Consider the following 12687-nt stretch of genomic DNA (forward strand, 5'->3'; position numbering starts at 1 on the left):
TTGTCTAAAAAGGGAGTTTTTTTGTCAATCTGAATTTATTTCAGATTCTTATGAATATTGAAATTCAGTAAGTTGAGATACTGAAACAAGTTCAGTATGACACGAATTAATACTTTTTAGATAACTTCTTATTCTTAATTTAAAGAAAAATGAAAAAAAAGATATTCATTACATTTTCAATACTGTTTTGCACGCAGTTTTTATTGGCGCAAAAAATAGAAATAAAACCTTATTTGCAAGACGCAGAACCAACTTCAATCAAAATTATGTGGCAAACAGATTTTGGTGAAGAAGCAATCGTATATTGGGGAACAAAAAAGAACAAATTAAAGAATAAAGCAACCGGAACTTCTTTCGATATTAATTTTTCAGAAAAAAGAGTACATGAAGTTGCTGTTACCGGCTTAACTAGATTTACAACCTATTTTTATAAAGTACAAACAGGAAAAGCAATTTCTGAAGTGTATCAATTTAAAACGCCTCCTTTTGCTGGCGGATCTAAAAAGATAAACTTAGTTGCTATGAGTGATATGCAAAATGATTGGCAGCATCCAACAAAATTTCAAGAAGTAGTTGAAGAAGGCGTTTTACCTTATTTTAAAAAGAATTTTGAAGGCGATATTTCAGACAATCTTGCAATGGTGGTAATTCCTGGAGATTTAGTGGTTACAGGAACTACTTTTAATCAATGGGAAGCGCATTTTTTTAAGCAATCAGAAAAATTGTTTTCTCAAGTGCCTGTGTATCCAGTTCCTGGGAACCATGAAAAGAATTCAGATTATTTCTTTAAATATTTTAGTTTGCCAAAAAACGGGAGTCCAGAATATGCAGAACATTGGTGGTTTAAAGATTATGCAAATACCAGAATTATCGGTTTAGATTCTAACGATGGATATCGAGATATAAAACAACAATTGGTTTGGTTAAAGGAGTTGTTGGCTAAAACAGCTAAAAATGATTCGATAGATTTTGTTTTTGCGCAATTACATCATCCGCATAAATCGGAATTATGGATTCCTGGTGAAGAAGATTTCTCAGGAAAAGTAGTGAAATTATTAGAAGATTTTACAGAAGAATCGAATAAGCCAAGTTTACATTTTTTCGGACATACGCACGGGTATTCTAGAGGACAGTCTAAAAAGCACAAACATCTTTGGGTAAATGTTGCTTCCGCCGGAGGCGCTATTGATAATTGGGGCGAATTTGAAGGAAGAGATTATGATGAATTTACGGTAACTCAAGACGAATATGGTTTTGTGTTGGCAACGATAGACCCAGATAAAGAAAACCCTTCTTTTACTTTAAAAAGGATCAGTAGAGGTAATAATATTAAATCTAGAAACAACGAGTTAAGAGATAGTATAACGGTTTTTAAGAAAACAATTCAACCAAAAACCCCTCTTTTAGTTGATTTTAGCAAAGATGCACAACCTATTTATAAAGTAGTTTTAAAAGCAAATTCTTTTAAAAGTGATAAAAAGGATGCTTTTCATGCTGGTGTTAATTGGCAAGTATCAACCACAGAAGATTTTGTGAAACCAACTTATGATTCTTGGAAACAACATGAAAATTGGTATTACAGAGAAAATAGACAAAAGGATGATGATTTAACGGATGAGATTTTAGATAGAAAGCTAAATAATAACACAACGTATTACGTGCGTGTTCGATACAGAGATCAATTTTTAAATTGGAGTGATTGGTCTGCAATAAAAACATTTAAAACAATTAAGTAATGAAAATATTAAAATTATCGAGTGTCTTTTTACTGTTGATGTTGGCTGCGTGTACGCTAGAAAAAAAGAATGAAATAGCTAATGTAGAAGATGCGTCTAACAAGGTTTTTGTAATTACTTTAGATGGTTTACGTTGGCAAGAATTATTTTCTGGTGCCGATTCTTTATTGGTAGAAAATAAAGAATATGTGGGAAACCCTAAAAGTTTGAAAAAAGAGTTTTGGAGGGAATCTGCAACTGAAAGAAGAGAAGTATTGCTTCCTTTTATTTGGAGTAAGGTTGCTAAAACCGGACAAATACATGGGAATCGTTGGGAAGGAAGTAAAATGAATTTAACCAACGGAATGCATTTTTCGTATCCTGGTTATAATGAAATTTTAACAGGTAAAGCAGACGATGCAAGAATTAATAGCAATCGTAAAATTCCGAATCCGAATACTACATTTTTAGAAATAGCAGAAAAATCGGACGCTTATAAAGGTAAAGTTGCTGCTTTTGGTAGTTGGGATGTTTTTCCGTCTATCATCAACGAAGAAAGAAGTGGTTTGTATGTAAATGCAGGTTTCAGAAATGCAAAAGGATCGGATTTGTCAGATAAAGAAGTTTTCTTAAATGAATTGCAAGCAGAAACTCCGAGTCCTTGGGGAGGTGTTCGTTTAGATGTTTTTACACATCATTATGCTTTAGAAACGATTAAAAAGAAACATCCTAAGTTGGTGTTTATTTCTTACGGAGAAACCGATGATTTTGCACACGATGGAGAGTATGATGCATATTTAAAATCTGCAAATAGAACAGATGCATTCATTAAAAAACTTTGGGATTTTACCCAACAAAATTCTTTTTATAAAGGAAAAACGACTTTTATAATTACTACAGATCATGGTAGAGGTACAGAACCTTTAGAAACCTGGAAACATCATGGAGACTCCGTAAAAGATACAGACCAAGTTTGGGTGCTTGCTTTTGGAAATGAAATTGATGCAAAAGGAGAAATTGTATCGGAAGAACAATTGTATACAAATCAGGTAGCAGCTTCTGTAGCCAAACTTTTAGATTTAGAAATAACAACAGATTCGATTGGGAAACCTTTTTCTTTTATAAAATAAGTGTTTTATCAACCTAAAAAAGGCTGTCTTTAAATTGTTTTTTTGTCAACCTGAATTTATTTCAAGTTCTTAGAATTAGGTGCTGAAACAAGTTCAGCATGACAAAGTTTAAACCTTTTTAGACAGTCTTTTTTATTTTTGAATCTATTTCGAAACTCTCTTTTTTAGTAATTTTTATTTTTTTCGAAATTGTATCTAGAACCATTTTTTTAACTTTATCAAAAATAATACAAAGCATAGCACACTGATTTATCATTTCGACGCAAGGAGAAATCCCGTAAAGTCGCTCAAACTTGTGTTAGTTTCTTGTGAAACTTCTCTTAAAAGGTCGAAGTGACACGATTATAGTTTTTACTCAGTTTTGTCTTTTTTATTCTGAAATTTCGGCAGAGAAATCACATAAAGTTACTCAGTATTGTAGTTTCAAGAGCATGAGTTCCTTCCCTTTGGGAAGGTTAGGATGGGCTTTATTTTCTAGGATGATAGGTTTCTACCACTTCCTTTAAATAACTTTTATCTAAATGCACATACACTTCGGTTGTGGTAATACTTTCATGACCTAACATTTGTTGAATCGCTCTTAAATCTGCACCATTTTTTAATAAATGTGTAGCAAAAGAATGGCGTAACGTATGCGGACTAATTTTCTTCTTTAAGTCAATTTCTATAGATAGATTTTTTAGAATGATAAAAATCATCTGTCTAGTTAATCCTTTGCCACGTCTGTTTAAGAAAACAGTGTCTTCAAAGCCTTTTTGTGGCTGTATATGTGCTCTAATATCTTTTATATAACTCGAAATATATTTTTGAGCAGCATAATGAATCGGTACAAAACGCTGTTTATTTCCCTTTCCGATTACTCTTACAAAGCCTTCTTCAAAAAATAAATCAGAAATTTTTAAGGTGATGAGTTCACTTACACGCAAACCACAACTGTACAAGGTTTCTAAAATAGTTCTGTTTCTTTCGCCTTGCGGATGGCTTAAATCGATCGCAGAAATAAGACTGTTAATTTCATCTTCGGACAAGGTGTCTGGTAGTTTTCTTCCAATTTTTGGAGCTTCAATTAAATCCGTAGGATTGGTCTCTCTATAATCTTCAAAAATTAAATAATCGAAAAAGCTACGCAAACCAGAAATAATACGAGCCTGACTTCTAGGATTCACTTTTTTAGCAACTTCATAAATAAATTGCTGAATAGACTCTTCATCAATAGTAATAGGAGTGAGGTTAATTTCGTTTTCTTCTAAAAACAACATCAGTTTTTCTAAATCTCTCGTATAACTATCAATTGTGTTTTTAGAAAGCCCTCTTTCTATCCTTAAAAAAAGTTGAAAATCTCTAATTGCGTTTTGCCATTTCATGGGATAAAGATATTAAAAGTTAATTATCAATTTGTTAGAACCTAAAAATTATGAAATATGTTTTTTAGCGATATTAAAATTAAATTATTCTTTTTTTTATTCTTAAAAATTATTTGATTATTCTTTTTTTTGATTAATTTCGAGCTATAATAAAAAATAAATATTATGAAAAAATTATTAGTTATTGCAGCGCTTGCGTTTGCAGGATTAGGAAGTGTAAAAGCTCAAGAAGTTTCTTATGGTGTTACTGCTGGTTTTCATCAATTAAGCCTTAAAGTTTCTGTTGTAGAAGATTTCACTTTGTCTACAGATGCTTCTGGATTTTATGTAGGATTCTTTGGAGAATTTAAAATTGATGAAAAATTTAATATCCAACCAGAAATTCATTTTGCATCTACTTATAAAGATGGTGATAGTAGTAATCAGTTGATTGTTCCAGTTATGGCAAAGTATTATGTTTCAGAGGAGTTTAATGTTCAAGCTGGACCTCAGTTTGATTATATATTAGATAGTGATACAACAGGGGTTAATAAATTTGGTTTAGGATTAGGTTTTGGAGCTGGTTATGATTTTTCTGATAAAGTGTTTGCATCAGCTAGATATTCAGTTGGTTTAACAAATAGATTAGAGGATGCTCCGTCTGGTAATTCTATTAAATTTAGTACTTTTCAAATAGGTATTGGATATAGACTGTAATTGATAAAAAGATATATATTAAAAACGGAAGCATTTTGCTTCCGTTTTTTTATGCTCAAAATTTACCGAATATCATTTGAGTCAACTTTTAAATCTTTTCCGTTCATGTAAAAAGCAGTACTGATTTACTTTTGTATAGAACTTAAAAATTTAAATATTATGAAGAAATTATTGATAGTTGCTTTTGCAACAATGTTGGGTGTAAGTGCAGCAAATGCACAAGAAGGTGTTTTAAACGGAGGGTTAAATGTAGGTATTCCTACAGGAGATGCCAATGATTTCTATGGAGCAGCATTAGGAGCAGAATTAAATTATATGTTTCCTGTAGCTGATGGTTTTACCTTAGGTCCGTCTGTTCAGTATTCTCATTTTTTTGGAAAAGATATAGATACTGCACTTGGAACAGTAGAAGTCTCGGATGCTTCTTATTTGCCAATATCTGGTGCCGCAAGATTTAATGTTTCAGAAAAATTTATAGTTGGAGCAAACCTTGGTTATGCAGTAGGTTTGAGTGAAGATTTAGATGGCGGTTTTTATTATAGACCTGTAGTTGGCTATAAAATTGGTGGTACTACACAGCTAAATGTTTCTTATTCCGGAATTTCAAATGATGGTTTAGAGATGAACAATGTTAGTTTGGGCGTAATGTTTGGACTGTAATAGTTAGATATTTATTATATATGAACGGAAGCTGAAAAGCTTCCGTTTTTTTATGTAAAAAAATGTATTTTTGTTTTATGAAATTACTGATACTAAACGGTCCCAATTTAAATTTATTAGGAAAAAGAGAGCCAGAAATTTATGGTTCAGAAACTTTTGAAGATTATTTTAGAAAATTACAACTAAAGTATAAGAATGTCGAATTAGACTACTTTCAGTCTAATAGTGAAGGTGCTATCATAGATAAATTGCACGAAGTTGGTTTTAGTTACGATGGTATTGTTCTAAATGCCGGTGCTTATACGCATACTTCTGTTGCTATTGCAGATGCTATTAGTGGTATTACAACTCCGGTTGTTGAGGTACATATTTCTAATGTTCATCAAAGAGAAACGTTTAGGCATCACTCTTTTTTATCGCCAGTTTGTAAAGGTGTTATTTTAGGTTTTGGGTTAAAGAGTTATGATTTGGGGGTTGAGAGTTTTTTGTAGAGTACTATTATTCTTAAATGATTTATAAAGTAATATGGTTCTTTTTGAATAGAGAATTTTGCGTTCTTTATATTGTCTAAAATATTATTGTAGTATTAGTAATCATCTATAATTCATTAAAAAAAGAACTAGGTTTAAAAATTTTACACAATCAACTGTTTATACTACATTTGCAACGGTATTAATTTTGTTAATATCGCTTCCCTCACTATTTTTTTAGCAGACATTTTATAAGTTGTTTTTTAAATGTATAAAAACTACAATTTATAACAGATATTAAATACCCCAAAACATAAAATAAATTATATTTGTTTTTCAGAAATATTATTAAATGAACAAAGAAAAATGGCTTTTTGAAATAACGCCAAAAAACAATTTATTCGATTTAAATTTAAAAGAAGTTTGGGAGTATAGAGATTTGTTGATGCTTTTTGTAAAACGAGATGTTGTTACAGTTTATAAACAAACGATATTAGGGCCATTATGGTATTTAATTCAACCATTGTTTACATCAATAATTTTTACCTTAATATTTAACAATGTGGCTAATATTTCTACAGGAAATGTGCCTCCCTTTTTATTTAATTTAGCAGGAATTACCGTTTGGAATTATTTTAAAGCTTGTTTTACAGCAACTTCTAATACTTTTACGTCGAATGCAGGTATTTTTGGTAAAGTTTATTTTCCAAGAATGATCATGCCGATGTCTATTGTTATATCAAATCTGTTAAGATTTGGAATTCAGTTATTTATATTTTTAGTGTTTTACGTATATTATTATGTAAATGGAGCTGAGATTAGTTTTAATAAATATACAGCTCTATTTCCATTGATGGTAATTTTAATGGGAATGTTAGGTTTAGGATTGGGAATGATTATTTCTGCTTTAGTAACCAAATATAGAGATTTAAATATTTTAATTAGTTTTGGTTTACAGCTGTTAATGTATGTTTCTGCAGTGATGTATCCGGTATCTTATTTTATAGAAAAATTACCAAAATACGCTTGGGTAGTAGAATATAATCCATTAACATTTATAATTGAAACAACACGTTATATACTGTTAGGTTCTGGTACGTTAAATACAACTATGTTTGGCTATTCTGTAGGGATTATTGTTTTTATTTTAGTTGCAGGTGTACTCGTATTTAACAAAGCAGAAAAGAATTTTATTGATACAGTTTAAATTAGTTGGAAGCAGATTTTAAAAGAATAAAAAATTCTTACTAATAATAAAAGCATTAAATGAGCGAAACAATTTTAAAAATAGAAAACTTAAGTAAGCAATACCGATTAGGTCTTGTAGGCTCTGGTACCATGAGTGACGATTTAAAACGCTGGTGGTTTAAAATACGAGGTAAAGAAGATCCTTTTTTAAAAATAGGAGATGTAAATAACCGTGCAACAAAAGGAGAGTCTGATTATGTATGGGCACTAAGAGATATTAATTTTGAAGTTCAAAAAGGAGAAGTACTAGGTATTATAGGAAAAAATGGAGCAGGAAAATCTACCTTGTTAAAAATTTTATCTAAAGTTACTGGTCCTACAACAGGTTCTATTAAGTCTAACGGAAGAATAGCTTCTTTATTAGAAGTTGGTACAGGGTTTCATCCTGAAATGACAGGTCGTGAAAATATTTTTTTAAATGGTGCTATTTTAGGTATGACCAAAAAAGAAATAGCGAATAAGTTAGATGAAATTGTAGAGTTTTCAGGCTGTCAACGTTATATTGATACGCCTACAAAACGTTATTCTAGTGGTATGACAGTACGTTTGGCTTTTGCTGTAGCTGCCTTTTTAGAACCAGATATTTTAATAATAGATGAAGTATTAGCCGTTGGAGATGCCGAGTTTCAAAAGAAAGCCATTGGTAAAATGCAAGACATTTCTAATGGAGATGGAAGAACAGTTTTATTTGTAAGCCATAATATGTCTGCAGTTAGGAGTTTATGTACACGAGCTATTGTATTAGGTAATGGAGGTGTTGTTTACACAGGAAATACTGATGATGCAGTAGATTATTATTTGAATATGGGTAAGCATAAAGTAGCTAATATTATTGATGGTATTAATTATCAGAATGGAGATGTATTAATTGAAGATATTAGTATTAATAATCAATTAGATAATGTTGTTTATATTGATCAAGAAAATTCTAGTTTAAATATAAAAATAAAAGGAAATTTACTCTCTCCTAAAATAATGAATTTAGAAGTAAGATTTTATGATGAGAAAGAAAACTTACAAATGTTATATGCACCAGGTCATCTTAATGGTGAATTAAAAAGTTATAAAACTGGTGGTTTTGAAATTATTGAACTAATTAAATTACCTAGTACTTTAACGAAACAAGAATTTTTATTAGATATTGATATTACCCACCCCAATATTGAGTTTATAGTTAAAATATCAAGACATGTAAAGGTGATAGCAAAAGGAGTTGTAGGGGATACTGGAACTGATTTTACATCAAAAAATTATGGATTTATGATAATTAATTAATTATTATCGATAAATAAATATAAATTTAGTTAAAAAATCATTTATTACTTAATGAGTCTAAAATATCCGAAAATATCTATTGTTACTCCAAATTACAATGGAGCAGCATTTTTAGAAGAAACCATAAAATCAGTCTTAAATCAAAATTATCCTAATTTAGAATACATAATTATTGATGGAGGAAGTACTGATGGTTCTTTAGAGATTATAAAAAAATATGAAAAACACTTAGCTTATTGGGTTTCTGAGCGGGATACAGGTTTATATGATGCGGTACAAAAGGGTTTTGAAAAATCTACTGGAGAAATTATGGCTTGGATAAACTCAGATGATATGTATACAAGAGGAGCTTTTTCTATAGTTTCTGAAATTTTTTCAAATTTTAAAGATGTTCATTGGCTTATGGGGATTCCTGCAGTTTATGATGAAGCTGGTAGAACCATACAAGTAGATAACTTTAAACGATGGTCTAAATTTATGTATTATAGTAATAACTTTGAGTGGATACAACAAGAGTCTGTTTTTTGGAGAAGATATTTATGGAATGCTTCTGGCGCAAAAATTAATAAAAACTTAAAATTAGCAGGAGATTTAGAACTTTGGACACGTTTTTTTAGGTTTGAAAAATTATATTCAGTTCATGCTTTATTAAGTGGTTTTAGAATGAGATCTAAAAACCAGTTGTCTTTAGAAAATAGTGATGAGTATTATGTGGAAGCAAATGAAGTTTTAAAATTAGAAGTAGACTCTAAAATTAGTGAAAGTGATTTTAATATAACAAATAAAATTAGAAGTCTTAAAAAAAGAAAAAATAATAGTAATTACTTTATGCGACTTGTCTTTAATTTTTTTATTAAAAAGATAGAAGTCAAACATTTTAATTATGCTCCTTTAATTACTTTTGATAGAGTAAAACAGTCATTTATTATAAAAGAATTAGAATAAATGGCATACTTGAAACATGTTATATATTTGAAAAAGGTGATGCTATTATAAGAATATATAGAAGGCTAATTTAAAAAGAATTATTACAGAACTATTATAGATTATTTAAAAAATTATGAATTTATTTAAAGGAACTTAGTTTTCTTTTGAATAATTGTTACAGCTAAAAAAGATGATAATAATTAACTTAAAAGGAGGTTTAGGAAACCAAATGTTTCAATTTGCAGTTGCTTCTATTGTTGCAGAGAAGAGTAAACAACTAGTGAAAATAGACAACACATATTACGATAATGTGGCAATTGGTGCAACACCTAGAAATTATGAATTATCAATATTTGATAAATTTTTTAAGATAGCTTCAGAAGGGGAACGTAAGAAATTTCTAAAGAACTCGTATCTAAAAAAAATAAAGAAAAAAATAGGTGTTAAATATGCAAGAGTGTATAAAGAGCCTTCTTTAAATTACCAGCCAAAATTATTATGTTTAAATGGTCCTATATACTTAGAAGGCTATTTTCAAAGCTATAAATATCTTATGGGTTGGGAAGATTATATAAGAAAATTATATTCTTTTCCAATTGAAGATCTTGGAATGAAAAATAAAAGCTTTTTAAAAAAAATAACTGGTAGTGAAAACAGTGTTGGTATACATATAAGAAGAGGTGATTATGTTAGCGAAAAGAAATTTAAAGATTTTCACGGAATTTGTACTAAAGAGTATTATTTGAAAGCGATTGAATATTTTACAAACACATATAAAAATGTAACTTTCGTATTCTTTTCTGACGAAATTGATTGGTGTGAAAGAGAGTTTAGTGATATTGGGTTTAGTACAATTTTTGTAAAAGATAACTCAGGTGTTGATAGTTGGAATGATCTATTTTTAATGAGTAGTTGTAATCATAATATTATAGCAAATAGTTCTTTTAGTTGGTGGGGTGCTTGGTTGAATAATAATTCAAAAAAACAGGTAATTGCTCCACGAAACTGGTATGCCAATGAAGAAGCAAATAAGAGTTCTAACGACATAATACCAGAATCATGGATAAGACTTTAAAAGAACAATTACCAGTGTCTGTTGTGATGCCAGTTTATAATTGTGAAGATTATATAAAAGAAGCTGTTATAAGTATTTTAAATCAAACATTTACTAATTTTGAATTTATAATTGTTGATGATTGTTCTTCAGACCGTAGTTTTGAATACCTAGAATCCTTTAAAGATGAAAGAATTAAGCTATATAGAAATAGTCATAATTTGGGAATAAGCAAAACCTTAAATTTTGCTATAAAACACTCTAAAGGTAAATATATTGCTAGAATGGATTCTGATGATATTTCATTACCCACCAGACTTGAAGAACAATTTAATTTTCTAAAAAGTAATCAAGATTATATTTTATGCGGAGCTAGTTTCAAGATTATTGGTCAACAAGAAGAGGTTTGTTTTCCGGAAAATCATGAAGCAATTAAATTAGGTTTATTGAATAGAAATTGCATTTTGCATCCTTCTGTTATGATTAAGAAAAGTGTGTTATTAGAATTGGAAACTATTTACAATTTTAACATGGAACCAGCTGAAGATTATGATTTATGGGTACGTTTAATTAATAAAGGGAGATATTATAACTTAAATAAAATATTAGTACATTATCGCGTTCATGAACAGCAAATAACTAAAAAAAATGAAGTAAAACGAATTGATAAAGCTTTTGAAGTAAGGTTAAGATTATTGCAAAATTTAAATTGTAATTTAAGTGAACAGGAAAAAAAAGTTTTAAAGCATATATTAATAAAAACAAAAAGTATAAATTTTAAAGAAATAAAGAGTTTTACACAATTAAAGAAAAAAATACTTTTAGCAAATTCACATTCTTTTTTTGAAAAAAGTATATTTACTGAGTATTTAAATTCTTTGGAAGCCAAGGAATTTAGAAACTACTTTTTGAGAAGAAAACAATACTCTTTAAAGGTATTATTCCAATTTTTTAATGTATATAAAGTAGGGAAAAATCATATCAATTTTACAGATCAACTTAAAATATTGACAAAATCTTTTATTTTTTTTAAAAAAGCATCATGAAAATAGCACTCTTATCTCCAAATAAAAGTAGCTACTCAGAAACTTTTATACAGCAACATAGAAGAGAAATTACAGGAACTATAATTTTTTATTTCAACGGAAACATACCAAAAAGCAATGATAAATATGATTCTTTGTGTAGTTTCAGTAAGAAAGTTTTATTTAAAATCAAAAAAAAGCTAAAAATAACAACACTAAAAGTAGAAGAACAAGCGCTGTTAGCTTCTTTTAAAAAAGAAAAAATAGAAATTGTTGTAGCTGAATATGGTATGACTGCTGTAGCAGTTTTAAATGTTTGTAAGAAACTGAAAATTCCGTTAATACCAATATTCCATGGATATGATGCAAGTGTAGAAAGTATATTGGTAGAATATGACAAAAGGTATAAAAGTTTATTTAAATATTCTAAAAAAATTATTGCTGTTTCTCATAAAATAAAAGAAACACTTATTAGTATGACTTGTGAAGCTAATAAAATTATTGAGACTCCTTGTGCTCCTAGTGATTCTTTTTTTGAGTTAACACCCGAATTTAAAAGTCAAACTTTTTTTGGTGTTGGTCGTTTTGTAGACAAAAAAGCACCATATTATACAATTTTAGCATTCCAAAAGGTCTTAAAACAATTTCCAGAAGCTCAATTAAAACTTGCAGGGGATGGTCCCTTATTTAATTCGTGCTTAAATATAATTAGATTTTTAAAAATAGGTGGTAATGTAACTTTATTAGGCCGCATAACTCCGGAAGAAGTGAAAAATAATTTAATTAATAGCATCGCTTTTGTACAACATTCAATTGTAGCAATTAATGGTGACTCTGAAGGAACTCCTGTGGCTATATTAGAAGCTTCTGCTACCGGTTTACCTGTGATATCTACTTTTCATGCAGGTATAGAAAAAGTCATTATAAATAATGAAAGTGGATTTTTAGTTGATGAACACGATGTTGAAGCAATGGCAGAAAAAATGATTATGGTTATAAAAGATGTTGATTTATCTAAAAAAATGGGTGAATTAGGTTGTAGATATATTAAGGAGAATTTTTCGAAAGACATTCATATAGCATATATAGATAATGCCATAAAAGATGTCTTAAATAAATAAAC

Annotated in this window: 12 protein-coding genes; 11 read left to right on the top strand and 1 reads right to left on the bottom strand. The window is 29.3% G+C overall.

The window, feature by feature from the left end:
* Positions 1 to 149 precede the first annotated feature (149 nt).
* Together GQS57_RS01365 and GQS57_RS01370 are read left to right on the top strand one after the other, a co-directional pair.
* On the top strand, positions 150 to 1736 hold the full coding sequence (locus tag GQS57_RS01365; RefSeq protein WP_165730477.1) for a metallophosphoesterase family protein: 1587 nt from the start codon (positions 150 to 152) through the stop codon (positions 1734 to 1736).
* The gene (locus GQS57_RS01370; protein ID WP_165730479.1) at positions 1736 to 2845 is read left to right on the top strand and encodes an alkaline phosphatase family protein; all 1110 of its coding nucleotides are present in this window, start codon (positions 1736 to 1738) and stop codon (positions 2843 to 2845) included. The genes GQS57_RS01365 and GQS57_RS01370 overlap by 1 nt, the downstream gene beginning before the upstream one ends.
* 467 nt (positions 2846 to 3312) lie before the next feature.
* On the opposite strand, the gene xerD is transcribed toward GQS57_RS01370, so the two are convergent.
* Positions 3313 to 4209, bottom strand: a complete 897-nt coding sequence (gene xerD, locus GQS57_RS01375) for a site-specific tyrosine recombinase XerD (protein ID WP_165730481.1) — start codon at positions 4207 to 4209, stop codon at positions 3313 to 3315.
* A gap of 165 nt (positions 4210 to 4374) precedes the next feature.
* Between xerD and GQS57_RS01380 the strand changes: the two genes are divergently transcribed.
* From GQS57_RS01380 to GQS57_RS01420, 9 genes are all read left to right on the top strand, one after another.
* Positions 4375 to 4905, top strand: coding sequence for a porin family protein (locus GQS57_RS01380; protein WP_165730483.1), 531 nt, complete (start codon positions 4375 to 4377; stop codon positions 4903 to 4905).
* A 159-nt stretch (positions 4906 to 5064) separates the two neighbouring features.
* A complete protein-coding gene (locus GQS57_RS01385) occupies positions 5065 to 5565 on the top strand; it encodes a hypothetical protein (RefSeq protein ID WP_165730485.1) in 501 nt (166 codons plus the stop codon).
* Positions 5566 to 5642: 77 nt separating this feature from the next.
* Positions 5643 to 6056 carry a type II 3-dehydroquinate dehydratase gene (gene aroQ / locus GQS57_RS01390; protein WP_165730487.1) on the top strand — a complete coding sequence of 138 codons (414 nt, stop codon included), beginning with the start codon at positions 5643 to 5645 and terminating at the stop codon, positions 6054 to 6056.
* Between the two features lie 331 nt (positions 6057 to 6387).
* The gene (locus tag GQS57_RS01395; protein WP_165730489.1) at positions 6388 to 7242 is read left to right on the top strand and encodes an ABC transporter permease; all 855 of its coding nucleotides are present in this window, start codon (positions 6388 to 6390) and stop codon (positions 7240 to 7242) included.
* A gap of 59 nt (positions 7243 to 7301) precedes the next feature.
* The gene (locus GQS57_RS18960; protein WP_165730491.1) at positions 7302 to 8558 is read left to right on the top strand and encodes an ABC transporter ATP-binding protein; all 1257 of its coding nucleotides are present in this window, start codon (positions 7302 to 7304) and stop codon (positions 8556 to 8558) included.
* Positions 8559 to 8609: 51 nt separating this feature from the next.
* Complete coding sequence (locus GQS57_RS01405; RefSeq protein WP_165730493.1) at positions 8610 to 9503, top strand: glycosyltransferase family 2 protein; 894 nt, start codon at positions 8610 to 8612, stop codon at positions 9501 to 9503.
* A 172-nt stretch (positions 9504 to 9675) separates the two neighbouring features.
* The gene (locus tag GQS57_RS01410; protein WP_165730495.1) at positions 9676 to 10560 is read left to right on the top strand and encodes an alpha-1,2-fucosyltransferase; all 885 of its coding nucleotides are present in this window, start codon (positions 9676 to 9678) and stop codon (positions 10558 to 10560) included.
* Positions 10545 to 11585, top strand: coding sequence for a glycosyltransferase family A protein (locus tag GQS57_RS01415; protein WP_165730497.1), 1041 nt, complete (start codon positions 10545 to 10547; stop codon positions 11583 to 11585). Before GQS57_RS01410 ends, GQS57_RS01415 begins: the two co-directional genes overlap by 16 nt.
* Entirely contained in the window at positions 11582 to 12685 is a 1104-nt protein-coding gene (locus GQS57_RS01420) for a glycosyltransferase (RefSeq protein ID WP_165730499.1), read from the top strand. Before GQS57_RS01415 ends, GQS57_RS01420 begins: the two co-directional genes overlap by 4 nt.
* Positions 12686 to 12687 lie beyond the last annotated feature (2 nt).

It is taken from the genome of Polaribacter sp. 20A6 (genome assembly GCF_011378915.1).
Classification (GTDB): domain Bacteria; phylum Bacteroidota; class Bacteroidia; order Flavobacteriales; family Flavobacteriaceae; genus Polaribacter; species Polaribacter sejongensis.

Excerpts from the sequence above, each read along its gene's own strand:
- GQS57_RS01365 (WP_165730477.1), top strand. The coding sequence starts at position 150 with ATGAAAAAAAAGATATTCATTACATTTTCAATACTGTTTTGCACGCAG.
- GQS57_RS01370 (WP_165730479.1), top strand. The coding sequence starts at position 1,736 with ATGAAAATATTAAAATTATCGAGTGTCTTTTTACTGTTGATGTTGGCT.
- xerD (WP_165730481.1), bottom strand. The coding sequence starts at position 4,209 with ATGAAATGGCAAAACGCAATTAGAGATTTTCAACTTTTTTTAAGGATA.
- GQS57_RS01380 (WP_165730483.1), top strand. The coding sequence starts at position 4,375 with ATGAAAAAATTATTAGTTATTGCAGCGCTTGCGTTTGCAGGATTAGGA.
- GQS57_RS01385 (WP_165730485.1), top strand. The coding sequence starts at position 5,065 with ATGAAGAAATTATTGATAGTTGCTTTTGCAACAATGTTGGGTGTAAGT.
- aroQ (WP_165730487.1), top strand. The coding sequence starts at position 5,643 with ATGAAATTACTGATACTAAACGGTCCCAATTTAAATTTATTAGGAAAA.
- GQS57_RS01395 (WP_165730489.1), top strand. The coding sequence starts at position 6,388 with ATGAACAAAGAAAAATGGCTTTTTGAAATAACGCCAAAAAACAATTTA.
- GQS57_RS18960 (WP_165730491.1), top strand. The coding sequence starts at position 7,302 with ATGAGCGAAACAATTTTAAAAATAGAAAACTTAAGTAAGCAATACCGA.
- GQS57_RS01405 (WP_165730493.1), top strand. The coding sequence starts at position 8,610 with ATGAGTCTAAAATATCCGAAAATATCTATTGTTACTCCAAATTACAAT.
- GQS57_RS01410 (WP_165730495.1), top strand. The coding sequence starts at position 9,676 with ATGATAATAATTAACTTAAAAGGAGGTTTAGGAAACCAAATGTTTCAA.
- GQS57_RS01415 (WP_165730497.1), top strand. The coding sequence starts at position 10,545 with ATGGATAAGACTTTAAAAGAACAATTACCAGTGTCTGTTGTGATGCCA.
- GQS57_RS01420 (WP_165730499.1), top strand. The coding sequence starts at position 11,582 with ATGAAAATAGCACTCTTATCTCCAAATAAAAGTAGCTACTCAGAAACT.